Source organism: Fischerella sp. PCC 9605, assembly GCF_000517105.1.
In the GTDB taxonomy this organism is placed as follows: domain Bacteria; phylum Cyanobacteriota; class Cyanobacteriia; order Cyanobacteriales; family Nostocaceae; genus PCC9605.
The window spans coordinates 859,980-884,348 of record NZ_KI912151.1; the positions used below are offsets into that span (position 1 = coordinate 859,980).

28 protein-coding genes, 1 tRNA gene and 1 CRISPR repeat array (1 of these 30 cut by a window edge) are annotated in these 24,369 nt (G+C 40.5%); of the genes, 9 read left to right on the forward strand and 20 right to left on the reverse strand.

Going from position 1 to position 24,369, the window contains the following annotated elements; all coding sequences use genetic code 11:
* Positions 1 to 533: a CRISPR direct-repeat array (repeat unit 37 nt; unit sequence GTTGAAACTTTTACTAATCCCTATTAGGGATTGAAAC); it begins 1,831 nt to the left of the window's first position.
* Positions 534 to 636: 103 nt separating this feature from the next.
* Positions 637 to 2,397, reverse strand: a complete 1,761-nt coding sequence (locus FIS9605_RS0128785) for a WD40 repeat domain-containing protein (RefSeq protein WP_026735669.1) — start codon at positions 2,395 to 2,397, stop codon at positions 637 to 639.
* Between the two features lie 506 nt (positions 2,398 to 2,903).
* Here FIS9605_RS0128785 and FIS9605_RS43205 point away from each other — a divergent pair.
* The 6 genes from FIS9605_RS43205 to FIS9605_RS0128815 all read left to right on the forward strand — a co-directional run bounded on the left by FIS9605_RS43205 (position 2,904) and on the right by FIS9605_RS0128815 (position 6,545).
* A complete protein-coding gene (locus FIS9605_RS43205; protein WP_155960559.1) occupies positions 2,904 to 3,044 on the forward strand; it encodes a hypothetical protein in 141 nt (46 codons plus the stop codon).
* Between the two features lie 520 nt (positions 3,045 to 3,564).
* Positions 3,565 to 5,052, forward strand: a complete 1,488-nt coding sequence (locus FIS9605_RS0128795; protein WP_026735670.1) for a glycoside hydrolase family 13 protein — start codon at positions 3,565 to 3,567, stop codon at positions 5,050 to 5,052.
* A 136-nt stretch (positions 5,053 to 5,188) separates the two neighbouring features.
* Positions 5,189 to 5,425 carry a DNA-directed RNA polymerase subunit omega gene (locus tag FIS9605_RS0128800; protein ID WP_026735671.1) on the forward strand — a complete coding sequence of 79 codons (237 nt, stop codon included), beginning with the start codon at positions 5,189 to 5,191 and terminating at the stop codon, positions 5,423 to 5,425.
* Between the two features lie 52 nt (positions 5,426 to 5,477).
* Positions 5,478 to 5,984 carry a hypothetical protein gene (locus tag FIS9605_RS0128805; RefSeq protein ID WP_197036169.1) on the forward strand — a complete coding sequence of 169 codons (507 nt, stop codon included), beginning with the start codon at positions 5,478 to 5,480 and terminating at the stop codon, positions 5,982 to 5,984.
* Between the two features lie 74 nt (positions 5,985 to 6,058).
* Positions 6,059 to 6,424, forward strand: a complete 366-nt coding sequence (locus FIS9605_RS0128810) for a DUF1818 family protein (protein WP_026735673.1) — start codon at positions 6,059 to 6,061, stop codon at positions 6,422 to 6,424.
* Positions 6,425 to 6,471: 47 nt separating this feature from the next.
* Positions 6,472 to 6,545, forward strand: a tRNA-Pro gene (locus FIS9605_RS0128815).
* A gap of 102 nt (positions 6,546 to 6,647) precedes the next feature.
* Here FIS9605_RS0128815 and FIS9605_RS43210 read toward each other — a convergent pair.
* From FIS9605_RS43210 to FIS9605_RS0128860, 9 genes are all read right to left on the reverse strand, one after another.
* The gene (locus FIS9605_RS43210; RefSeq protein WP_155960560.1) at positions 6,648 to 6,989 is read right to left on the reverse strand and encodes a hypothetical protein; all 342 of its coding nucleotides are present in this window, start codon (positions 6,987 to 6,989) and stop codon (positions 6,648 to 6,650) included.
* Positions 6,928 to 7,467 (reverse strand): hypothetical protein, encoded by a 540-nt coding sequence (locus tag FIS9605_RS0128825; RefSeq protein ID WP_026735675.1) that lies wholly within the window; start codon positions 7,465 to 7,467, stop codon positions 6,928 to 6,930. The genes FIS9605_RS43210 and FIS9605_RS0128825 overlap by 62 nt, the downstream gene beginning before the upstream one ends.
* Entirely contained in the window at positions 7,457 to 7,843 is a 387-nt protein-coding gene (locus tag FIS9605_RS0128830; RefSeq protein ID WP_026735676.1) for a hypothetical protein, read from the reverse strand. Before FIS9605_RS0128830 ends, FIS9605_RS0128825 begins: the two co-directional genes overlap by 11 nt.
* 276 nt (positions 7,844 to 8,119) lie before the next feature.
* Positions 8,120 to 8,860, reverse strand: coding sequence for a recombinase family protein (locus FIS9605_RS0128835; protein WP_051470172.1), 741 nt, complete (start codon positions 8,858 to 8,860; stop codon positions 8,120 to 8,122).
* A 114-nt stretch (positions 8,861 to 8,974) separates the two neighbouring features.
* Positions 8,975 to 9,280: a hypothetical protein gene (locus FIS9605_RS0128840; protein ID WP_026735678.1), complete on the reverse strand. Its 306-nt coding sequence runs from the start codon at positions 9,278 to 9,280 to the stop codon at positions 8,975 to 8,977.
* Entirely contained in the window at positions 9,277 to 9,444 is a 168-nt protein-coding gene (locus tag FIS9605_RS43215) for a hypothetical protein (RefSeq protein WP_155960349.1), read from the reverse strand. The genes FIS9605_RS0128840 and FIS9605_RS43215 overlap by 4 nt, the downstream gene beginning before the upstream one ends.
* Positions 9,445 to 9,553: 109 nt before the next feature.
* On the reverse strand, positions 9,554 to 9,796 hold the full coding sequence (locus FIS9605_RS0128850; RefSeq protein WP_197036163.1) for a hypothetical protein: 243 nt from the start codon (positions 9,794 to 9,796) through the stop codon (positions 9,554 to 9,556).
* Between the two features lie 215 nt (positions 9,797 to 10,011).
* On the reverse strand, positions 10,012 to 10,425 hold the full coding sequence (locus tag FIS9605_RS0128855; RefSeq protein WP_026735680.1) for a phage antirepressor KilAC domain-containing protein: 414 nt from the start codon (positions 10,423 to 10,425) through the stop codon (positions 10,012 to 10,014).
* Between the two features lie 45 nt (positions 10,426 to 10,470).
* Positions 10,471 to 10,749 (reverse strand): hypothetical protein, encoded by a 279-nt coding sequence (locus FIS9605_RS0128860; RefSeq protein ID WP_026735681.1) that lies wholly within the window; start codon positions 10,747 to 10,749, stop codon positions 10,471 to 10,473.
* A 177-nt stretch (positions 10,750 to 10,926) separates the two neighbouring features.
* Here FIS9605_RS0128860 and FIS9605_RS38545 point away from each other — a divergent pair, with 177 nt between their 5' ends.
* Positions 10,927 to 11,151: a hypothetical protein gene (locus tag FIS9605_RS38545; protein WP_155960561.1), complete on the forward strand. Its 225-nt coding sequence runs from the start codon at positions 10,927 to 10,929 to the stop codon at positions 11,149 to 11,151.
* Entirely contained in the window at positions 11,151 to 12,314 is a 1,164-nt protein-coding gene (locus FIS9605_RS0128870; RefSeq protein WP_026735682.1) for a hypothetical protein, read from the forward strand. The genes FIS9605_RS38545 and FIS9605_RS0128870 overlap by 1 nt, the downstream gene beginning before the upstream one ends.
* Positions 12,315 to 12,636: 322 nt before the next feature.
* Here FIS9605_RS0128870 and FIS9605_RS0128875 read toward each other — a convergent pair whose 3' ends face one another.
* From FIS9605_RS0128875 to FIS9605_RS0128900, 6 genes are all read right to left on the reverse strand, one after another.
* A complete protein-coding gene (locus tag FIS9605_RS0128875; protein ID WP_026731329.1) occupies positions 12,637 to 13,125 on the reverse strand; it encodes a hypothetical protein in 489 nt (162 codons plus the stop codon).
* A 4-nt stretch (positions 13,126 to 13,129) separates the two neighbouring features.
* On the reverse strand, positions 13,130 to 13,570 hold the full coding sequence (locus tag FIS9605_RS0128880) for a hypothetical protein (protein ID WP_442854734.1): 441 nt from the start codon (positions 13,568 to 13,570) through the stop codon (positions 13,130 to 13,132).
* A 45-nt stretch (positions 13,571 to 13,615) separates the two neighbouring features.
* Positions 13,616 to 14,572 carry a hypothetical protein gene (locus tag FIS9605_RS0128885; RefSeq protein WP_026735683.1) on the reverse strand — a complete coding sequence of 319 codons (957 nt, stop codon included), beginning with the start codon at positions 14,570 to 14,572 and terminating at the stop codon, positions 13,616 to 13,618.
* A complete protein-coding gene (locus FIS9605_RS0128890) occupies positions 14,572 to 15,327 on the reverse strand; it encodes a hypothetical protein (protein WP_026735684.1) in 756 nt (251 codons plus the stop codon). Before FIS9605_RS0128890 ends, FIS9605_RS0128885 begins: the two co-directional genes overlap by 1 nt.
* The gene (locus tag FIS9605_RS0128895) at positions 15,317 to 15,991 is read right to left on the reverse strand and encodes a hypothetical protein (protein ID WP_026735685.1); all 675 of its coding nucleotides are present in this window, start codon (positions 15,989 to 15,991) and stop codon (positions 15,317 to 15,319) included. The genes FIS9605_RS0128890 and FIS9605_RS0128895 overlap by 11 nt, the downstream gene beginning before the upstream one ends.
* A 947-nt stretch (positions 15,992 to 16,938) precedes the next feature.
* Positions 16,939 to 17,508, reverse strand: coding sequence for a DUF3102 domain-containing protein (locus tag FIS9605_RS0128900; RefSeq protein WP_026735686.1), 570 nt, complete (start codon positions 17,506 to 17,508; stop codon positions 16,939 to 16,941).
* 75 nt (positions 17,509 to 17,583) lie between these two features.
* Between FIS9605_RS0128900 and FIS9605_RS0128905 the strand changes: the two genes are divergently transcribed.
* Positions 17,584 to 17,769 carry a hypothetical protein gene (locus FIS9605_RS0128905; protein ID WP_026735687.1) on the forward strand — a complete coding sequence of 62 codons (186 nt, stop codon included), beginning with the start codon at positions 17,584 to 17,586 and terminating at the stop codon, positions 17,767 to 17,769.
* Between the two features lie 302 nt (positions 17,770 to 18,071).
* On the opposite strand, the gene FIS9605_RS40045 is transcribed toward FIS9605_RS0128905, so the two are convergent.
* The 4 genes from FIS9605_RS40045 to FIS9605_RS0128925 form a co-directional block, all read right to left on the reverse strand.
* On the reverse strand, positions 18,072 to 18,926 hold the full coding sequence (locus FIS9605_RS40045) for a competence protein CoiA (protein WP_051470173.1): 855 nt from the start codon (positions 18,924 to 18,926) through the stop codon (positions 18,072 to 18,074).
* A gap of 10 nt (positions 18,927 to 18,936) precedes the next feature.
* Positions 18,937 to 22,089, reverse strand: a complete 3,153-nt coding sequence (locus FIS9605_RS0128915) for a DUF3987 domain-containing protein (RefSeq protein WP_026735688.1) — start codon at positions 22,087 to 22,089, stop codon at positions 18,937 to 18,939.
* Between the two features lie 423 nt (positions 22,090 to 22,512).
* The gene (locus FIS9605_RS41335) at positions 22,513 to 22,671 is read right to left on the reverse strand and encodes a ribbon-helix-helix domain-containing protein (protein ID WP_072032430.1); all 159 of its coding nucleotides are present in this window, start codon (positions 22,669 to 22,671) and stop codon (positions 22,513 to 22,515) included.
* Positions 22,672 to 22,748: 77 nt separating this feature from the next.
* Positions 22,749 to 23,915, reverse strand: a complete 1,167-nt coding sequence (locus tag FIS9605_RS0128925; RefSeq protein WP_026735689.1) for a site-specific integrase — start codon at positions 23,913 to 23,915, stop codon at positions 22,749 to 22,751.
* Positions 23,916 to 24,369 lie beyond the last annotated feature (454 nt).

Genomic DNA, 24,369 nt, shown 5'->3' on the forward strand with positions numbered 1-24,369 from the left:
ATCCCTATTAGGGATTGAAACAGAAAATCAAAAACAACCAATAATAAATGTAAATCGTTGAAACTTTTACTAATCCCTATTAGGGATTGAAACAGTAGTACACTTAGGTTTCTATCTAGTGCTTCTCTGGTTGAAACTTTTACTAATCCCTATTAGGGATTGAAACTTACTACATCTAATTTACGTTCTAAATTATTAAATAGTTGAAACTTTTACTAATCCCTATTAGGGATTGAAACAAAACGTGGTTAGAAAGTAAAGAGAAAGCAGAAGTTGTTGTTGAAACTTTTACTAATCCCTATTAGGGATTGAAACAGTACCTACTGGGCGAAAGTAGAAAACCTCCTCGTTGAAACTTTTACTAATCCCTATTAGGGATTGAAACTTGAGAACACAACATCCTGGGAATTCTTGATTTGTTCTATGTTGAAACTTTTACTAATCCCTATTAGGGATTGAAACATTTAGTGTTGAAATAAAGCTTGATTCTGACCAAGTTGAAACTTTTACTAATCCCTATTAGGGATTGAAACTTTCCTGGTAGCCAAATCCTTGACCAGACGTAGCATTGCTACGTCTCTACATACCCGTGAATTGTAAATTCATCCGCATGATTCAGCAACGCCCAAAATAATATTAACTCCGTTGCCAAATTTTAATCGTCTTATCCAAACTTCCACTCACCAAAATTTCCCCAGAAGCAGTAAATGCTACTGCCGTAACAGTGTGAGTATGACCTGTAAATGTAGCCAGCAATTCACCTGTTTGTAGATGCCATAATTTAATAGTTTTATCTGCGCTGCCACTAGCGACAGTTTGCCCATCGGGAGAAAGGGCGATCGCATATACTCCATCTCTGTGTCCTTTCAGGGTATGCAGCAATTCCCCTGTTTCTAATTGCCAAATTTTGATAGTCTTATCCCGACTGCCACTGACAAGAATTTTGCCATCAACACTCATCGCTAGCGATCGCACAATATGAGCATGGCCTGTGAGAGTATGCAATAACTCAGCATGTGGAGGTTTACCTCCTGGTTGTTGGCAAACTTGCCACACCTTAATTTTGCGGTAACTGCCTGTAACCAAAATTTGCCCATCTTGGCTCAAAGCCAAAGAATGAGCAGCAGTATCATCTAAAGAAAGGGCAACAGTTACCTGGCGTTGCATCAAATCCCAAAACAAAATTTTTCTGTCATCTCCTCCCGTTGCTAACATCCGTCCATCGGGAGTGAAAGCAACACAGCGCACCATGCCATTATGTTTGTGCAGGATATCTATCAAATCTTGTGCGCCTACATGCCACATTTTGATCGTAGAGTCTGCACCACCACTTACCAAAGTCTGCCCATCTGGACTAAAAGCTAGGGCATTTACTTCATCTACTAATCCAGACAACATCCAAGGATGCTCTGATAAAGTACCAACTAACTCTCCCTTCGTCAAATCCCATAACTTTGTCTCTCCACGACTCCCACTAGCTACCAACACAGAGATGGAATCGTTGTTACTTCCGGGACAGAAAGCAAGACAGTTAATCCCTCTAGTGTGCCCTTTCAATGTTTGCCAGCACTCCCAATCTCCGATTATCTCCTTAAGGGGATGCTCTGGTGGTACAGTTTGAGTTTGTTCTGGAACCATTATTTCATCAAACAATGGCAGTGCATTTTGTTTGCTAATTCCTGTTTCCAAATACCAACTCAGTCCACCCGCATATAATAAACTGCTGGCAGTAATGTAAATTTTTGGTTCACTAAATTCAAGTTGATTTGTAGGTAAAAAGCCAGTAATTATTGCTTGTTTTTCGTAACCTCTGGTGCCAGTAAATGGATAAAACAAAGATAAAAAAATCAATAGTTGGTTATTTTTCAAATCCTCTTGAGTCACAGACCACTTAATCTTATCTTTTTTAAGACTATTAAAACTTTCGCCATCTGCAACGCAAACTAGAATACTAACCTTGGGTTTATCAACAAGTAAATAAGGAAATTTGCTTTCACCGCGTAAATTTCCCTCATCATCTAATACCATATTTTTGACAGCGTCTTGTGGCATTCTATGAATCCTCTTGCCCAGACGTTGATGCATGACTTGTTCAACAATTTGCTCTCGTAAAATATAATCTTCTGCTTGCTGCTGAAAGTACGTCGGAAAGGGTATTGTCCATTCCGAAAATTCAGGATATTCGGGTGGTGTAGGAGGCGGATTTTTGGCAATAATTTCTGCTTGTTGACGAGCAGTTTCCATCAGTTTTTCCAGTGCTTCGCCCCAAAATGGCATAATTTCAGTGTGGCAACCTTTGACTTGACTTTCCAGCAAAGATACGTCATGAGTCTTTGGTTTTTTCACCCGTTGAAGGAAATCAGCTTGTTGAGCTTTGAGTAAGCTAATCCAATCCATCGAAAACCTCCCAAGGGTACTGCAACCATATCGCCCCAGCAATTGATTGTATAGAGAATTGCTAGACAAAAACGACTATTGAGTTGACAAAAAATAGGTACCTTCCCCTAAGAGTAGGGTAATCTGGCAGAAAAAATGATGTTTTTTGCTACACAAAGCTGAGTTGTTTGGTCAAAACCAATTGTAATGATGCTGCTAATTTTCTCCGCAAAGGTATTCACTATCTAGATCTCCGGGAAATAAATAACGTTGATTTGAGGTAGTCAATCAGGCTTAGATCTTAACTCTCCTATTTTGCCTTTATATTTCTCAGCTTGGGTAGAGGAGTGTGTGCAGCGCACCATTGCATACCTTACGTTAAGCCATACGGAAGTCATCGCTCAAGTTTATTAACTTGAGTTAACAACCAGTCAGTAACATCATTGGTATGCACAGACACAAAACAATCAGTCACCAGACATTGCCAAAATTGCTAACTAGTTGAGCTTTAGCTAAAGAAAAATTAGGTGATAGCAGTTAATTCTAAGCAACCTGGAGAAGGAAATACTGTTTCGAGGGAAGCAGTTTTAGGGAAAGGATGGGGGATGGGGAGATGGGGAGAACCGGAGGTGGGGAGATGGGGAGATGGGGGAGTAGGAAATTATTAAAGATGACTTGCTTTCCAGTTAGGGCGATCGCCAACTTTTGCAGGTGCGTTCGCTCTTTCTTAACTATTGATGATACTACGCGGTTTTAGCGTTTTCGTTGGATGTTTCCTCTGTTCTAGATTTCAAGCGCCTTACCGTACTTCTAGTGTAATTTAGCGTTAAGCGTTCGAGCAGATGGATCAAATTATCGTGTCGTAACGACAGCTTGTTGTGATCTAAGGACAACTTGTTGTGATCTAACGACAGCTTGTTGAGATCTAAGGACAACTTGTTGAGATCTAACGACAGCTTGTTATGAAATTGCGACAGATCAATTTTATTCCGATCCTATTTGAGGCGATCGCTATCTTTATGCAGGTGCGATCGCCGGTATCTCTTTATCAGGTTGAACCTGATAACTAGAGTACAAATGACTAATGACCAATGACTATTGACTATTGATTAAATTTTCTACCACAAGTGTGAGACGCAAGTAACCTCCTATCTGCAACGATCGCGATGGAGAAATAAAGAGCAATTCATGCAGATTCACACACCAGACTGGGTTAAGCACGCTGTTTTCTATCAAATTTTTCCCGATCGCTTCGCTAGAAGCAAGCAACCACGCAAACGACTGTTGCGTAATGCTAGTTGGGAAGACTGGGACGCTATGCCTACACTCCAAGGTTACAAGGGAGGGGATTTGTGGGGTGTTCTCGAACAGCTAGATTACATACAGGATTTGGGAATTAACGCCATTTACTTTACACCTATCTTTCAATCTGCCAGCAATCACCGCTACCATACCCACGATTATTATCAGGTTGATCCCATGTTGGGGGGCAATCCGGCTTTTCAGGAATTGCTAGATGCAGCCCACGCCCGCAATATTAAAGTCGTTTTAGATGGAGTATTTAATCATTCCAGTCGTGGCTTTTTCTTTTTCCACGATGTTTTGGAAAATGGCCCCCACTCGCCTTGGGTTGATTGGTTCAAAATTGAAGGCTGGCCTCTTTCTCCTTACAATGGCGAATTTCCCGCCAACTACAAGAGTTGGGCTGACAATCGAGCGCTACCAGTATTTAACCATGACAACCCAGAAGTCAGGGAATACATCATGGAAATTGCCGAATTTTGGATTAAATTTGGCATTGATGGTTGGCGTTTAGATGTGCCGTTTGAAATTACAACTCCCGGTTTTTGGCAGGAGTTTCGCCAGCGTGTCAAAGCCATTAATCCTGATGCTTATATTGTGGGCGAAGTTTGGGGAGATTCTCGCGAGTGGTTGGATGGTACGCAATTTGACGGCGTGATGAATTATTTATTTGCCGCGCCAACGATCGCATTTACCGCAGGCGATCGCGTAGATATGGAACAAGTCCAAGGACGTTCCTATCATCCCTACCCGCCTTTGTTTGCTGCTGAGTACGCTGCTAAAATGCAGGAATTACTGCAACTTTACCCTTGGGAAATTCAACTGACGCAATTAAATTTACTAGCGAGTCACGATACAGCACGGTTGATTAGTATTGCTGGGGGCGTTAGCGAAGCTCCTCCGCAGGAGGCTCGCGCTAGTGTGGAATTAGCAACTCTACTGCTACTCACCTTTCCTGGTGCGCCCAGTATTTATTATGGTGATGAAGTGGGTTTACCCGGTCGTCTCGATCCAGACTCCCGTCGTGGCTTTCCTTTAGAAGCCAGTTGGGATCGAGAAATTCTCGATACTCACCGCCAATTAATTGCCCTCCGCCACACCTACCCTTGTTTACGTACGGGTGATTACCAAGTCTTATATTCCCAAGGAGAACTTTACGTTTTTGCACGCACTTTAGACAAAGAGGAATTAGTGATAGCCGTTAACTCTGGTACTGCATCGGCAAAAGCAAACATAGACACAATCAATTTGCATACCCAACCCAACAAGCTTTTATATGGCAGTGCTGAGGTTGAATGGCACACTGAGGGAGAGATCAAGTCCTTAAGTTTAAACCTTCCTTCACGCACTGGTTGTATTTTAGGTGTTGGTTAGCGGATAGTGGATAGTAGATAGTGGATAGTGGATAGTAGTAAAAAATCAACAACTAACAACTAACCACTAACCACTAACCACTAACCACTAACTAATGATGCTGCTAAACTAAAAAAGACCCAAAGAACCAGTAAATATGCTAAAGCGTTCTAAGTTCGAGACGACCCAATCCCAAATTATGCACCGTGCTGAGGATCTGATTAGTGCAGCCTCAAATCGCTATCGCATTACGGTTCAAGTGGCAAATCGTGCCAAGCGTCGGCGTTACGAAGACTTTGAGAGTAGCGATGATGCCATGATGAAACCAGTACTAAGAGCAATTATTGAGATGTCGGATGAACTGACTCAACCAGAAATTATTGGAGAAGTATAAAAAGTACAATTTGCCAAGTAGAATGAGCAAAAATTTACTGTTCTTACAATCTATGCTCAAGCCTTGGCAGGCACTCTTCACTCCCCCTTTTCCAAGGGGGGTTGGGGGGATCTTAGTGTTGGGTGTATTGTTGTGGGATTTTAGTCAAAGCCAATTAATCCCCACCAGTTTACTCTCTACCCAACCTGCCTACGCTCAAAGAGTAGGATCAACGGAAGTTTGGCAACAGGTGTACAAACAATTGCCAGACCTACCAAAGGAAAATCAATATATAAGTAAAGAAACCGGGAAAGTAGCCGAAAACAATACCTTAGTCAGTCGCATGATTAGGTATCACGTTTATGTTAAAGGACGTCCGCCAAATTATCGATTTGATTGGAAATTGACTTTAGCTGATTACCTAGATGCAAATGAACTGATGTATGACACATCCTATCCAGGAAATGATACATTACGGCAAAATCCCTTTGAAGGCGATCGCGCAGCCATTCGCCGTCTTAACCGCCGCCAGCGAGATGCGTTAATTCAAGCGTTAGTTAACGGTTTTAGTGAGAAATAGTTAGTAGATAGTAGTTAGTGGATAGTGGGTAAAACTAAACTACTAACTACTAACCACTAACCACTAACTAAATTATGGAACGTGTCGTTAAAAGTGGATCTGGTTGGCGTATTGGTTGGAACCCATCTGCACCAGAATATAAAGGTTTAGTGGGTACAGATGATTGGGCGATCGAGTTAACAGAAGCAGAATTAAATGATTTTTGTCGGCTACTGTTGCAACTAGCAGACACAATGCAGCAACTTGCTTCGGAATTAATGGACGAAGAAAAAATCGCCTGTGAAGCCGAAAGCGATTTACTATGGATGGAAGTAGAAGGTTATCCCCATGCCTACAGTCTGCGCTTTATCTTAAATACGAGTCGTTGTGCAGAAGGCAAATGGAGTGCATCCGCTGTTCCAGGTTTGCTACAAGCTGCTGGGATGCTTAAGGTTTTTTAGATTAACTATTGTTTATTACCGAATTCGTGTTATTATAAAAAGGTTGCCGGGGCGTAGCGCAGCTTGGTAGCGCGCCACTTTGGGGTAGTGGAGGTCGTGGGTTCAAATCCCGCCGCTCCGATTGATGACCACAAACAAGTAAAAGTAAATAACTACCGAATTGAGTGTAAGCTCTCAGAGGTAGAGGCTAGTGCTATTGAAATAAAAATTTACTCTTCAGCCATCAAATCTCCTCGTAGCTACATTCATCTGCATTCCTCAGCCCAAGGAAATCTCGAATTGTGGGGAATCTCCGTTTAAGCTGGCATTTCAATTGTCTAACCTCCTGTTCTCGTTTATTTACGTCTGATTGCAGCCATATGATTTCAGATTCTGATTTTTCTAGTTCCTTCTGTAATTGTTCTACCTGACTACTTAGTCTCCGGTATTCCTCTGCTTTTGGGACGAATGACCAACGCCAAACAATAAAGCATAAAGCTGCTAGTCCAGCAATGCAGATGAAACTAGATGGTAATGCCCAACTCTTGAGCTTGTTTCCTAATTCTCTGTATGTAGGGGTCTTCATCGAGTGCCTTCTGTACTTCCGATGTAAAACCATCTCCTCTTGCATAGCGAAAGGAATTTTCCAAATCATCCACCATTTGTTTTGTGAATTTAGCTCTTACTTTCGCCACATTCTGCTGAGCTTGTTTCCAGCTTTCCGTTTCTATTTGTTCAAAGGTTTGTGCGTTTAATGTCCCTCTGACCCTTAGAATTTCTATTAGTTTGGCGTCATCAATCCTAGTTAAAACATCCAATTCCTCGGCACTAAAGTCATTTACAGATGCATGAGATGCATCCACGGCTGGTTGTACCTCTATGGAGTTTTGAGTGCCTTGTAGGGCTAAAGAATGACTGCTAATTGAATGTTTAAGATGACCATCCAATGTATTTATTTGCTCTTGGGTTAATTCACTATTAACTACAATTTTGAAAGCAGAGATCGTTTCTTTTACTAATTCCGGAGATAACCCTCTGCTTAGGGCATAATCGTTAACTTGCATAAACAGTCCTCCTACTTTGATTTAATTCTCTGCTGAATGCACGATAGGATAAATCGGCTTTTTGTCTAGGGTCAGTTATCAACTGTTTCCTTAGATAACATCTAGGGGTGTCCATAGCAGTTTTGATTACTTTCCATAGCACCCATTGTTGGTATTGGTTCAGATGATAGTGTGTGTCTACCTCATCGTTAATTATTGGGTATTGCTGTTTAAACTCTGGAATTACTACATTTACTATGTCGTGGTATTCCATCAGAGTCTTCCTAGTTACCCCTAACATCTTTGCAAACTTGGTTTTACTTAGTTGTCTGGGGAAGTCAGTCACATCTAAACTCTCTAATTTTTGTTTTAGAGCATCTTTTTTAGCTGTTTCCATGCAGTTTTTTTATCACCGCCTATAGTTATTAATAGTCTACAAATTAATTACTAGCGTAACTATTGTTTGTATGCCAACTAGTTAATAAAAGTAAACGAATGGTGAATTAATGGTATAGAGGTGTTTACTATCTAGCTAGGAAACACCTGGATACTAAAATGAAGTTCAAGCTGGTAAAATAGAAGGAACTCAGTTAATTATTAACCTTGAACCTATATAAGAAAACACCCTAAGTGCCGAGAGGTTACTAGGGTATTTATTTTGATTATTTGGTTATCAGCCCACTAATCCTAAACTCATTAGTTCATTCTCAATTTTCTTCAAAACAAACCATAGATTCTGTGGATGCCAGGGTTTTTTAGTGGCAGTCTGGATACCTTTTTGATTTAATTCAGTAGCTAATTCCTGCAATGTAGAGCCATTATTCCAGCGTCGATAAACATCCACCAAAATGTCATATAGAGGTGTCTTCTCTAGCTTTCCAGCTTTAGTTTTTGTGTAGCCTATACCTACCCTACCTATATGCTGCCCTTTGGCTTTTTTAGTCTCCAAAGCATCCAAAGTTCTCTCAACGATGATTTCCCTTTCCCAGTTAGCCACAGCCATTAGGATGTTTATCACTAAACGTCCATTCGCACTGTGGGTATCTATTTGGTCACAAACAGAAATCAAGGTATACGTTTTGAAATAGTTCTCTACAAGCTCAAATAAATCTTTTGGCGATCGTGTAAGTCTATCGAGTTTGTAAATGATGATTCCATTTGCTTTTCCAGCTTCGAGTAGTTCCAGTGCTTTGAGTAATTCACCTCGATTCTGTTTGGATTTACCGCTTTTGGCTGCGTCATAGAAGAAATCTACAAGGTGATGTCCATAAAGTTCACAATATCTGGTTATACCCTCAAGCTGCACATCTTTGGTAATTGATTGTTTTGCTGTGGATGCACGACCGTAGCCGATTAAACGTAATGGTATATTGTTAGTGGATGCACTATGTGCATCAGTAGCAGATTCAAACATACGCATTCCTCTTGTTTTTCATTGGTTACTCCCCAGCTTTGGTAGTGGTTGAAAATCGATAGATTTACAACTGGTTAGGCTGGGGGTTTTCTCTACCAAACACCTACTAGAAACCTATGCAATACCGCGTAGATTAACGTCCCTAGAATCATCCCTATCAAAAGCATGTCCATCTTCCTGCCACTCCCAAACTCGTGATTGTCTTCCCTCTTCTCCTAATAAATCCAAGGCTAATGATAATTTCATCAATGCTTGGTCAAAGAAATTTTCAGATGGTGATGTTATCTCGGTTAAGTAGTGATATGTGGCTGGGTGTTCATCCTTGAAAAGTTCAAGTTGTTCATAAATTCTTTCTAAAAATTCTCGAACCTCGCGCATAGTATGACCATCTGCTTGTAATGATTCTCTTAGAGATCTCATTGTCTTGCCTCCAGCTTTGCCATTAAGTAACCACGAACCAAATCAAGGTTTAGCTTGCCATCTGCACCTATGCATTTATTGACAACTTCTTTCCAAGAAATTTGGCAGCAGATAGCAATTATTAACAAATCCTTTTCGTCGAACAATAGAAATAAATTTTTCATATCACCACCCCGCTAATTTTGCGGGTGAGTTTATACTCATCAGATGAAAACTCCTCACTACCACCGCCGCACATAGTGCAGCCACAACTCCGCCTTAGAACTCAAATTTTTATCGCACTCTTTCGTGAATTTGGTTATCTATTACCCGGTAAATTTTGAATCGTTTTTCTATACCAAGTCTTTGGATTTGCTCTTTCAACTCTTTCAATCCACCATGTCCTAAGTAATAATGTGTTGCTTGAGCTGGGTCTTTAGTAATCTCAAAGCTGCTTTCTGTAGAACTGAATCGGATATATTCTTCAGTTTTTCGGTCATAAACGTAGTAATAAGACCGCGTGTCATCTATTTTCATAATCGCCTTACCTTCACTTACATCTTTTCGGAAGATAATCAGGTATCGCTCCCATCCGCACATATACCAAACACCACCCTGCTCTGGATTAGCGACTATGAGACAGGTACTTGAGTTATCCAGCGACCTACTTTGGTTTGATGAATTTCTTCTCTTACTTCTGGATTCCTCAATTTATTAGTGAAGAACTCAACACCTAATGAAGTCATGTAGGGTTAGTAGGTGCTAGGAACTACTTCTGTTTTGTCGTCTATTGTGATTGTTACCGGCTTTAGAAGTATGTATTTTCGGTATTGAGAATAAGCCCTTACGTACTTTCTTTTGGACTTAGAGCGTGTACAGTAGCCCTTATCTACTAACCACTGAACGAACTTATTGCGAGGTATATTCAAGTCATTTGTAAACTGAGTAAAGCTAGTTAATCCCACTTTCTCAATGAAATCTTCTGCCAAGATAATTTTGGGCTGAGCTTCTTCTAGTTCACCTTTAGTCTTGGCATGAGCTTCAGTTTCATCGGCTAACATCCTCAAAGCTTCACTATATGACTGCGGTAATTTATAAAGATGTGTTGCTGGAGGTTGCCATTGTAGTTCTCGCTGGAAATAAGCTCTATATCCAATTGCGGACATTGCCAAGTCTAATTTTCTAGCTACCTCATTGGCGTATTCAGACTCTCATGCGTAGTATTTCACAATACCAGCAACAACGAAGTCTGGGATTTTGGTTTCCTGGGTGTAATCCTGACCAGCAAATGGTTTCAATGATTCTGGAATGTTTTTGTTTTCCAGTAGTCTTTGTAGCAATCCTCGTCCTGACGCATTTACAAGAGCATCTTTGCTAACGCCTGAAATTCTAGCTACGGCATTTCTGCTTTTTGCAAATACTTTCCCTTCAATATCAACTTCAAACTCGTGGCGTACATCTTCAGGAATGTGTACTAATTGCTCGTCCATATAACATCTCGCTTCTCTAGATTGGTGCTGGACTCTCTCATCTCTGCATCCAGCATTCAATCCTCACTATTCCATGATATCCACATATAATGGTTTGTGGGTATGTTGTTATATTTCTTAAGATATGTTTATATCATGATATAGAGGTATAATGATAGAGGTAGTCTAGGGGGAGAAATGATGAGTACTATTGCAATGCCTAGACCAAAGAAATCAGCGCCTATGAAGTATGGGCAACACAAAAAGCCCTACCAATTCACGATTACAGACGATGCATCACAAATGATTGATGAGGTTGCAGATACTTTGGGAGTCACACGTTCTGAGGCTTTGGAGATGGCAATTAGAGGTGGTGGGATGAAGGCAGCTATTGAATTTGCAGCTAAGAAGGAAGGTGACTGATGTTAATCCAAGATGCTATTACGGGTCAAATTACACGAGGTACTATCGATAATGAGGTGATTGTAGAGCAAAGTAATATCGTGCCAGTACCAAGAGATGATGCGTTAGCGCAGTTACACACAGTGCAGCCATTCAGCGATCGCTCTATAGAAAGCTTAATCGTGGAAGCTAATCACTTGAATGATTCTATTGAAGGTAACTTTGAAACAATTCAGAGTCTCAAAGAAACAACATGGTCTGAGTGCATTCGATTAGGGGATATTCTCAACGTAATTAAATCTCAATGCCCTCATGGAGAATGGGGTAAGTTATTCAGGAAAGGCAGCTTTAAGTTTACAATTCGTACTGCTCAGCGATATATGGACTGTGCTAACAACCGCACTCTGATTGCTGAGTTTGCTGAAAAAGAAAAATCTTTGGGCATTAAGTCCATCACCAGGGCTTTGGCTGGACATCGAAAAGAATCTAACAAAAACGACACCGTGTCGCATTTGCCAGATGCGTTCTCCTATGGAAACGCAACAGAAGATATCCAAGACGTAGAGGTTATAGAGGAACCCCAGCTGCGTACAAATCCAACGGATTTAGTACCACAACAAGAGTTACCAGCATCTGATGCTGTAGTTGATGTTAATTTATTCTCAATTACTAGTGGTAATTCTCAATTTACGCAAGTTGCGTATTTTGACAACGAAGATCGAGAAATCTCTGAAACAACGGAAAATCGTTCTCTTATTGAGAATAAAGAGAAATCTTCCGCCGCAGTTCATGAAGAGTATGCACCAATTGCTGAGGTGGTAAAGCGGTTAAAAGCTGAGGTACAGAGATTAAATGAGGTAATTACAGCTAAAGAGCAAGAAATTATCCGCCTGAAAGAACAGTTAGAGCAACTGAAATCTCATAAACCACAGACGCGTCATACGCATCCACAACCAAAACAATCTCTGTCAGACACCCAGCTTATCCTGAAGGATTTTGCTGAACGTTTTGATATAAATTACAGTACTTTCAGAAAGAAACGAATGCTTCCAGATGATGGATTCAATCAATTCATTGATGGTGTTTGTAGAGAAAAAGGTGAAGAGTATTGCTGGAGATTCAATGATGAAACAGGATTTATAGAACTAACTGATATTCCCATTGCCGAGATATCATCTGAATAAAAAGGTAAATGCAATCAGAGTGTCAAAAATAGCCAGATGATAACGATTAAATCATCCGGCTTTATTTACCTTTGAAACCAAGAATATTTGTTTTTGTTCCTAATCTTTTCATGGCAATTTAACAGCACCTTTACCATATGTAGCATCCAAAGCAGCTTGTCTAGCCTTAAGCTGGTCGGTTTTAGGTGTTACTCTAGCTTTCCCCTTTGATTTTCTTTTTTTTCTTAGGCATTTGTTTATCTCCTGTCAAACAAAATTTATACCTATACCCACCGTAACGACTAGCGTCATTACCACCACAATGCACGAGGTGCATCCACAATTAAACTACTGAACCAAAATTAGATTCTGGGTTAGTTGCAACAACTACTGTCATCAATCCCTCAATAGTTGAATCACTGTTGTTTGTAATAGTAAATCGGGGGAATATTGCCGTACCATCTGTATGTAGGTTAACAGAGGTGTTAGGTGTAGCAGTACCAAAAACAGCAGGTGTACCAGTATCAGCACCAGCTTCACTCACAGTTCCAGAAGCGTTTACACCATATACAGCGGCAAGAGTACCACCATTATATTTGGTAGCTTCATAGTCGTAGATCGCATAATCAAAACGTATGAATACAGCACATTCAGTTGGTGGGATTAGTCTCTGTCCGGAGATACCATCAATGAACATTTCGGAATCAGTTACGTTTGCTGTACCGCTACCAAAATACCGATATTGGGATTTATATTGATTGCGATTAAAGAAGAGTATAGCCTTATTTTGTAGGGCTAAGGTATCTTGAATAGTTACTACTGGTTGAGCCATATATTTACTCCAAAATTCGTCTTACTGCTCGCCTCTGCTGGTCACTCATTTGTGGTTCTACTTCCTGATGTGGACGCATAGGTGGTGAATTATTTTTAAAAGATTTTGCTGTTAATCTTTTCTCTTGTTCTTCGTCCAAAAGCTGACGATAACCCCAATAATCAATGCCAGATGTTTGTAGTTTATTCGTATCCCAGAGTCTTGTTATTTTAGCGATTTCTCCTTCATAAACAACATCTTCATTGTTTTCCATGTAAACAGAAAAGTCAGCCATAATTCCTAACCTAAACACTAAACTCACTAACACTCCCAGCCACAGAGCTATGAACATCAACCACAGTAGGATATCTGAGTTTCCAGCTTGTGGATAATCTCTTGATATCAACAAAGTCTCTATCTCTTGGTGGTGGTTGATTGATAGCCCATTTATTATCAATTCTGTCAAATGTGGTCATGTTTTCCCCCAGAAAACATTACTTGGTAGCCATAACTAATACATTAAATCCCTTCTATTTAATTGTTGCAGTTGAGAGTTATATCCACCACGTTCGTAGTTATTCCAAAGTTGGACAGCTTCAGGTAAACTAATTTGTTCTAATGATTTGCCAGCCAAAGCTGCCAGTTCAGAAATGATATTTACCCTACGATGAACATCATCTCTCCTAACACCCCACTGACTAGAGAGATATCGTTCTTTCTCATAAACAGTAGTCGGGTATTGCTGATTCGATTGAGCTTGTTGTGGATGCATCCCTTGCATCTGTTGCTGTCGAGACTCTGGAAATAATTTATAGTGTGCGATCGCTGCAATTAATCCTGCTTTATCAACTAAACCACCATCCACATGCGCGCCAAATTGTCTAGCTGCATTGCCAAACCACTTATGTTGTTCCTCTGTAAATGATTGTTTTACTTGGTCAAGCTCCTCAGCCGTGACGTTTTCTAAATACTCAAGGAATTTAGGGTCTCTCTTTGCTGATTGAATTAACTGGTATGCCGCTCTCTGGTCGTATCCCATCTCTGCTGGAGTTATGACTTCACCAGATAATACCTGAGCCGCTTGGTATTCATCATACCTATTAGGATTCATGCCCAACTCTGCCTTAAGCTGGTGTTTCTCTATGCCTTGCAAGATTGTCCAAGTATGTTCACTGACCTTATTTGGGTCATGTATTTGATATTCTCCAGTAGCGGGATAAAAAATAGTGCCATCATCCACCACAATAGGTTTTGCATTGAGATATTTGGTGTTAGGGTCATCAGAAATTTCACTTCGTATCTCATCTAATTTATCTGCGTACCAGGGTTTATTTTGACCTTCCAGCCTATCTAACTCACCTTGGGTTACGAAGACACGCTCACCACTATCATCGGTCTCATATGCCCCTCCAGCCGCACCTATAGTAGTGCTGGAAATAGCGGCAGTATTATCTAATTGTTCAGACATTATTTTGTTTTCCTCCACTTCAGCTCCTCTATATTTCGTTCGTATCTGTCAAATGCTGACATAAGTCGAGATGTATTAGGATTTTCAACCTGTACAGGTTCTTTTGTTAGCTCTTGCTTCTTAAAATGCCGCTCTACCGCCTGTGAACAAACATCACTAGGCGTAAGCTGGAAGTCATTTGCGATCGCGTTGATTTGAGAACACAATTCCATAGGGATGTCCAGCAATACGTGTGTTCTATTCTGGTGAATTGAATTTAAACCACCAGGTTTTATTGGTGTTTGGGATGTTAAATTATCCGGAAAATCTATGTACTTTCTCAAAAAAGTTCGCGTAACCCTTATGCTGGGCTGTTTTGATTGAACATTACCATCTGCATCAAAACCATTAATGATGACATTGTAGTGGTGGTTTTCGTGGTAGCTATACCATTCGTTTCTGTGTAGACGTTCACCCGGTTTGGCTGGGTTTAAAGAAGAAACATCATCCACTAACTCTTGCAGAATTTTAGTTAGTTGTTCACCAATTAATTGTTGTTTCCTCAATGCTGTTGATGAGGCGCGCATGAAATCAGTTTCACTGAAATCATCTCGACGCATCTTCTGAATTTTGTAATTTGACCAAGCCTCTGATTTCTCAACACTATTAACTATTGCCGAATGTAGATAGTCGGGTAGGTCAAACCTAGTAGAAGTCATTTCGACTTTAACTTTTGGTGGTTCATCAGAAGAGAACATCTTTGTGCTAGGACACATCTGCACGACCCTCCAGCTTCAAGGTTTCAATCTTTTGGGATAACACAACCACAATTTGTTCTAATTGTTCTGGTGATAAATTCTCAAATCCCCTTAACCACTGATTAGCTGATGCATTACTCTTGGTCTGGCTGCTTTCCTCTATTGATTTAGCTTTTACTTCCTGAAGCTGCTGTTTTCGAGGATTTAATAAGGTCTTCATCTGCTGGTTGTTATCCAATTCCTGTTTATGGAGATATCTAGCCTCGGCAACAGTCATGCGTTGACCGCGATAGCTGACTATTTCAAAATCACTTCGATTAGGAAATATTGATTCACTACCATCGCCAAGTTTGATTTGAAAGCTTCTCAGTACTTGCGCTGGACTTCTTAAATGTCTAGACCCATCTGCTTTCACCGGCAATGCTGGTGTGCTGGGAAGCAGAGGTGATTCTCCTGTTTTCTCATAGAGGTCAGCTAACAGTTGATTTGGTGTTTTACTGTGGTTGTACCCCAGTACAACTGGAACGTAGCCATAATCTAACTGCTCAGGCTCCGCAGATGATTTACCCTGAGCTGGCTCTATCCAAACACCCTCTAGTGTTTCGTCATCGTCATCATCCGGCAATATCGCTGAAATTCTGCTTTCCCTACATCCACCAGTCGTATTGTCTTGATATGCCATCTCTTAATATTAGTTAATTAACTATTAACAGTCTAGCTGCTGGATATCCTATCATCACTAGTGTTTTACCTTTAATGCTGCCAGTCATTGATTTTCAGCTTTATCCATAGACAAAAATCTATGATTAATCCTATTTATCCGCTTATCCTTCTANATATCCATAGGGATAAGCTGGAAACTCTCACTGCACATATATCTCTCATGTATCCCCTACTAGGGCATATTAATATATCAACTTTTATTGTTATGAAGTTGCGAGTCTATATGCAATTAGTTGCATATGGATATTCTCTGTAATCATTGTGATTCATATGTATATCAGTGAATTCAGCTGCTGAGATTGCTTATATGTAGTATGTTGTAATAATGTCAATTAATTAACGTTTTCAAGTAATCGACCGTATTCTTGAACTCTGCAATAGCATGCCTGCCAGCTATTACAACTAAATTATTCCGCTTTGGTCAGATGAGTATAGCTGCCCCAAAGCTGGAAATATTTAAATGTATGTAAGATGTCTGCATACATGCCATATGGGGGATATAGCTGAGGTTGTTTATATGAAAGTCATCTAAAAAATTTATGCAATGTACTGCTGAGCTTGCTTAAAGCTGGAAAGAACAGAGATGAAGAGTAGTAGATGTACTCACCAGCTTTAAATATTAAGAAATTATTAAAAACTCATTTCATATGCTCGGAAACTACTACCGAACCACAACCGTAGATATATAGTAACAGTTGCATTCTATGCAACCACAAATGATTCCAGCTTTAAGCTGATTAGCACCGAGGGTATCACCTACCGTCGTGTTATAGAAAACATTATATGTACTGAGCAGTAACTCTGCTGAGCATAATTACTCCCGCCGATTTGGCGGATGAGTTTATACCTAGTCATCAAAGCTGGATAATCATTAGTAGGATAACTAGGGCTTTTGTATGTATGCAATCAAGATTTCAAACCAACATCATGTAACCATTGAGAAAATAATTCTCTCATTTGATCTGTTAATTTTATTGGTTCTTCAAATCCTTTGAGGTATTCTTCTGCTAAAGCTTTATCCTCTACTGGAACAGTAAAAGATATATTAGCTAAAGAAGAACCAGGTTTTTGCGCTTTAGTTTCACCCCTCTCTACCCTTTCCATAGCTTGTTTGGCAGTAGGTAGAGGTAGAATTCTAGAATTATTTGATACCTCCTCAGCAGAGCGATATACTGATGAATGCTCAGAGCCTTTATCTGGCAAAGGTTCTGGAGGTTGTGCAATTGATTGCACAACTGGTTTCTCAGCACACTCAATATAGTAATAAACAGACCTCCTTGATTTCTTTATGTTTTTCTCAATCCATTTTCCGAACTCACCATAAGGTAGAGATTCTCTAACCTTAATGAATTCTTGACCAACCGTAACTCTCCAATCAGGTAGTGATTTCTCTGTGTACTCAATAATCTCTATAGCCTTATTGAACCACTCCGGAGTACCTACTACTAACTCAGAACTGACTGGAATAGAAAACATCCCAGCAATACGCTTGAGGGGTCTAGCCTATCGCCGGGATATCATAAGTAGTAATACCGTACTACTGTTACTACAATGAAATTAATTCAAGATGCTGGATGTTCCAAAACTTATGAGAGAGGAAACTCTCGACTGACTATCCTAACTTATGCTTCCGGTGAAACTACAAGCTGGGTGTTCAAAAGAAATAAAAATAAACACTATATTCCAATTGACTCTGCCGCTTTAGCCTTGGGTGAACAAATAGCTAAAGCTGGATAAGCATAAACACTTAGAGGAAATTGCTCTAGGTAGAAACTACTAGTGAAAACATCTACTACTGCCGCTTTAGCCTTGAGGTTACAGATAGCTAAAGCTGGTTAATCAGATGTGTTCTCCAGCTAAAAATTTCTCAATACCTACAATGAATTATCAACTATACCCCCTCTACAATCGCCAGGAAGGCGTCTATTCTGGGCTGGACGTATGTGGTTGCATTATGTGCAACTGTTGTACCTACACCCTCTAGAATCGCTTAGGACATTGTAGAGGTTGCTAACGTAGAATACTGTGGAACACTAGAATCAAACACAAGTTATGGGGTTTTTATTAGTTTGTCTATCCAAACTCTTAAAAAATCTAGGCTTATCCATCTTTGAAAGCAGATATGAAACAACATCACCAGAACAATCTAAATAACCCCAACCCGTTTTAAAATTACCTTCTTTACCACTGTCGTAGTGCTTTTGGATATAAAAGACATTATCTTGATAAGTAGTTGATACTACTGTATGTTTAACAACCCATATACGCTGACCATTATCTAATATCTTTAAATCACATAAATTCTCTTTTACGTAGGTAGAATACTCATCCCAAGTACCCCATTTTTCGTAATTGTATGGGGGGACGTCTACTGAATGCCGATGATGGATAACAGTGTCGGGTAGGTGAAATAATGTAGGTTTCGTGGTCGTCATCAAACTTTTACGTGGATATCGCCAATAGAAAGATTGATATTCCCCTTTGTCGGTAATCTTAAAATTATCGGCAAAATCTTGAGCATCAAAAATCCACACCATATCCTCATAAAATTCTTCCCTTTCTTTAATTTCTTCAGGAGAGATAGGAGAATGCTGTAACTCTACTACGAACTGCTTACCATCCCAAGTAGGTATACAAACATCCGCTCTGTGGATAACATCTCCCTTTTTGATAACTACTTCTTGCAGTTCTTTTGGAAACATATTTTTCCATCCTAAGTGCCATTCTGTTTCACCTTCTGACCACTTATCACAATCAGAATCTGACTTATGTGACCAATGCCAAATCTTTATCGAGCCACATTTAGCTACTAACTCCTCCCCACATGTAGGGCAGACAGCTTTACCACCTGGATACGCTTTTGTACGTTCTCCAGCAATCAATCCGTATTGCATATGTTCCCCCTCAAAAATTGACTTTATTTAATTTCTTCAATAAATGAATTGCCACGAAGATTTCTTTTGGTTCATTATTCGGATTGAATCCAGTAGGACACACCCTTACAATCGCCCCGACTACTCTTGAACCAGCTTTATCCATCCGGAAATTTACTATCTCCCCAGAACAGCTATATTCCCTGAGCATCATATTAAACATAGAGACTCTATCGCCTACGGATATTCCTACCCCAGCACTATCCACCACTGTTATTGGTGGTTCATCTTCAAGTGCCGACATCGCCGACATATTTTTCTCAAGTGCCGACATCTCAACCTCTTGATTTACAAGGGCTTCAGGAGAATCGCCGACATTTTCACTGCCGACAGGGGTACTTTTTTGATTTTCTAAAATCGAGTCGCCTGTTATACCAGATTCAAGATTTTCGTCAAAGCTTGAAAAACTGTCGGCATTGTCGGCAGTTGAATTATTTTTATTAAATAATCCACCAGTAGTAGTACTTTGAGCTAATAATTCCTCTATAGAGGATGTCGGCAATTCGTCGGCAATTCGTCGGCACTTGTCGGCAGTTACATATTTAGTTGATTTTCCAGCTTTAACTATGTATCCATAACCACTGCCTTCTAGCTGGTGAAGCATAGTGAGTATTTCTTCATTAGGTTTATCTCTGAGAGAACGAATATATTTCTGAAGCTCTCTTATAGTTACCCCCCCACTGGTGGATAAAGCTTTCTCTTGAATCTTCAGCAAGTCGCCTGTTAATTCCTCTTGTGGGCTGTTTAGAGCATAGAGTAGTCTGACCTGTCCCAAATAGAACCAAACCAGCTTTATGGCTCTTATAACGTTCACTGGTTGGATATATTCGGGGATGTTGGTATCGCCGGAACCTATTTCATTGATGATGTGACACCACAGAGTAAGACGCGCTAAGTAGGTTCTCAGCTTCGATAAACTTGCCCTAACACCTTCGTGTGGTTCTTTTATTAGTAAGTCGGTCAATACATTAGAGGCCAGCTCATAGATAGGTTTGCTGTCGGCACTTAGCTTGTACACTTTCGGGGCAACGCTACCCAGTTGTACATAAAGCTTTTGTAGATGATTGGACAAATGCAGACTGTCCGCATATTTATCCGCATGTTGTAAATCTAGATAAGGAACTGGTGGAGTGACTAGACACCATAAGAATCTTGCGAATTCCCCTGAGATATCTGTGTGATCACCCATCAACTTTTTCAGCACATCATCTTGGATGCCACCAGTAACCGATACAGCATGTTCATCTATGTAAATGCTTTCCTTTCTGCGGTCACTGCATATAGGCGTACCGTCAAACAGTTGTAAATCCTGTTGGGCGTCATCCCCCTTACCACCCTTATATTGGTTTCGGCTGGTGAATTTTCCAGAAAGCTCATCTCGATTTTCCAGTAGTGATTTACGTTCACTTGAGGCTATGATGTCTTTCAACGCTTCAAATGTGTAGTCAGAAACTATATATCTCCTCCTCCCCCCTGGTGGTTGTGGTTTTTTACCTCTATCTCTTTTATCTAGGGACTCCCACTGCTCTAAACTCAATTTGTAGGCTTCATCTGCAACTTTCCACTCCTCATAAGCTGCTGATTCTAGCTTCTGAAGTGGGCTTATTATCTGCTGCGAGGTAGGAGTTTTTAGCCTACCTGATGGCATCACAGATGCAGTTCTATATATTGCTGGTTGGATAAAGCCAGCTTCTCTACAGATTTCGATTTTTGCTAACCCAAAACGAGAGCCAGCAGTGGGGATTAATGTAGTCAAAAGATGCTCTGGTGATGTCGGCATTGCATCAGCTCTTGCAACCACCAACCTAGCTAGTGGTTCCGGGAGAATCTCAAAAAGATTTATCCTGCTATCCCTGTAACCAAATAACTCAGAGAGATTTGATTTGATTTCGTCTATTTCCTCGTCTTCTTGTAGAATATCCTGAGATTTAACCTTTTTAGTTGCTCTGATGACTTTCCAGCATCCACTATCACCTTCTTCGTGATAGGCAGTTGGTACACAATCGTCTGAAATTGTTCCCAGAATTCGTTCCCATTTATCTGGGTCATCCTCGCTATCTGGGAATTTTCCCCAAGCTTCCTCTGCTAATTCCTCTGTCGTGCCACTATACTCAATTCTTTTTGATTTAAGCCAGTTCTCCCAGCCTTTACACTCACTAGCTAATAGAGTTAAGGCATGTGAGCGATCGCCAACCTCAACTGATTCACCGTCGAGTACTTTGCTTGCTTTTCTGTTGCCAAGCCGAACTACTTCCTCTAAAGTCAGTTCTTTTGTAGAAATTCTTTTGGCTGCTGGTCTTGGGGTAACTACCTTACTCTCTTTCTTCTTGTATTTTCTTGCTGTCGGGTATAGCCCTATATCTTCTGGGGAACCATCAACCACTATTGGATAATCAGCGAATTGAATCCATTCGTATGGCTTTCCATTAACCCCAACAGTAGGCGGCAATAAAGTATGCTGCCCGTTGCTGTGCAAGAATTCTCCGCATTTAAGATTACTTTCGGGGTCAAGAGTGAATGCAGTCCATTCGTTCTTTTTGGTAAGCGCCACAAAAAACCCAAGCCCCCCAGAAGGAGAACGCATTGCTAATGTATTTCTTATCTGAGGGTAGTTTTCCAGCCAGATGTTTACAGCCTCTAACATCTGTTCTTCGGTTTTGAATAACTTCTCTGGTTCTGGCCCGTAATCAAAATCTATTCGCGTAATGTAATGCTGCCCATTCCAGCCCAATAACGCACCTACACCAGAACTGTATGCAAACCACTTAACCAGTACCCCCTCTGGTGGTTGTTTACCTTGCCATTGTTTCCAAGAAACAGAACGTACAACACCCTGATAATCTTTCCAGCAAGGTTGTTTCCCGTCCTTTGTACCAAGTTGCTCTAGACATTCTTTGGGGTTTTCCGGCATTGGGGATAATCCCAGAGATAATAGCCAAAAAACTGTCTTTTCTATTGTTTGAGGGGTGTATAACTCTTCTATATTAAGACTTGTAGCTGTTGAGTCTGGTATAGCTGGATGGTCGAAGCACTCATCCTTACTGGTGGATAGGTCATTTTCTGAAGATTTTTGACCACCACTTGCATCATTATTATGAAATGCGCTATCTTCTAGTAAAGCCATGTCTTGCTACTCCTTAGTAAGTTTTGGTTCTAGTAAAGCCATATCTTGCTACTCCTTAGTAAGTTTTGGTTCTAGTAAAGCCATATCTTGCTACTCCTTAGTAAGTTTTGGTTCTAGTAAAGCCATATCTTGCTACTCCTTAGTAAGTTTTGGTTCTAGTAAAGCCATATCTTGCTACTCCTTAGTAGCGAGAATTTGGTGAACAAAGACATCTGAACAGCCTCCTTATAGGCTTTGGTCTTACCCTTTGAAGCTGCTGGCTTCTAAATTCCAAAAATCGTAAATTTTGCACATAAATACAGTAAATAATTTGAATTACCAGCCTGACAGCGCCAACTGAAGGGCTGGTTTTTTATTTACTCACGTGTGGCGATCCGTCTCGATTTTGTTGGGCTAAGCCGGAAACTCAAAAAGCTGAAAATCCTATGATGCGTGTTGCTCTAAATAGAGTTTCAATGCATATTCAACAAGGTTGCTGACATTTCGATTTTCTTTTTTAGCTAATTCTTTGACGGCAGCTTTTATCTTTGGATCAACTGTTGAATTAAGTTGTGTTTTTCTGTTTTCTACTGTTAAAGGCATACAATACTAAACCATCCTCTCGATACATTCTGTATAGCGCAACATAATGATTTGTGTCTACTAATTTTGAGTTGCAATTACTGAAGAAAATCAGGGATATTCGGAGGAGTCACCAGCCCAGCATAGTATTCATATAGAGTTTCTATTTTATGTCCTGTAATCTTGGCTATTTTAATAGGTTCAGTCCCTAGTAGTAGGTGGTTAGTGACAAAAGAATGTCTACAATTGTAAGGTTGCCTATAAAGAACTCCGGCTTTATCCAAAGCTGTTTTCCAATAGCGTTTGGTGAAATTATCCACATCAATAGCTCTACCTCCTATAGCAGTGAACACCAGACTATCAGGGTTAGCATTTTCTGGTTTAATTGACTTCAATAATTCTCGTACCCTTTCTGTAGTTGGTATCGTTCTAGCTGTATTCGTTTTAGTGGATTTTCTAACACCTTTGCTCAAAGATTCCCCGACCCAAATAGTAGTGAAGTTAGGGTTAACATGCTTCCACTTCAGAGCAATTGCTTCCCCGGTTCTGACTCCACTTGAAAATAAAAAAACCACATAGGGGTAGTAATGTGGATAATCCCTATGAAACACATCCAAAATCGCCGTAATCTCTTCTTTGCTAAATGGTAGCGGTGGTTGTTTTGGGGGTACTTTAACTCGTCTTAAAACTACCTTCCAGGGGTTTCTAGATGGTAAATCTATAGATTCATCCCCATATTCTCTAGCCCATTCCCAGCAAGATACTAGTAGGGCAATACGCTGTTTTAGTGTCAGTGGACTAAGTTTCTGTTTGAGGCGATCGCAAAAATCCTGAGCATCATCTTCTGTTAAAGCAAATGCTGGCTTGTTCCCAATATAGTGCTGTTGCAGGCAGGATAGGGTAATTTGATATTTCTCAAGTGTACGGGTGTAGACCTCTTTCTCCTTCCAATCAATGAAGGCACGAAACACATCAACCACAGTAACTATTAAGGGTAAAGCTGCTGCTTCCTCTCGCCACTGCTTACGATATTTTTCTAGTGTGAGGTCAAAACTGTGGATGTACCCCGTACATCTGTGGTTGGTGATATCTGCTTTAATTTGAGTTGCCCTGGTTTGAGCTAACTTTCTTCCTGCGGTGGTATCAGCTAGACCTAGAGCAATATCATACTGTTTACCATTTACTCTAAATCTGAGTCTGAGTCTTCCAGAGCGGGAAGCTATAACTACTGACCCTTTCTTATTCTTTTTGGGTTTCCTTACCATAACCTGCTTAACAGAAAAACATGATATGGTAGTTATCTGTTTGAGGGGCGTAGCGCAGCTTGGTTGGTTCAGCCCGCAGCATAGCGAGGACTGCAACGAGGAGCGCTAGCGACGGGTGCGCCTAGAAAACTCTGAAACCCTTACTCTATAAGCATTTGAGCTTAATTTGGGGTAGTGGAGGTCGTGGGTTCAAATCCCGCCGCTCCGATTGATGACCAGACAACAATCAGTAGAAATAACTGCCAATCTTGAGTATAGTCTTTTGGACGTACAGCAGGTGTTGGCTATGCAAAAATTAACAGCTATTGCTGGCGATCGCATTTAGTAGAAGCAAAACCAAGAAAAGCTTTGAGGGTAGTAGGTTTCTTCTGCCTTTTCAGCTTTCGCAGACATTTAAGCTGGGTGTTTTCTTGGCGAACGACAGAAAGCTCATGCTGGAGTTACTCTACTCACT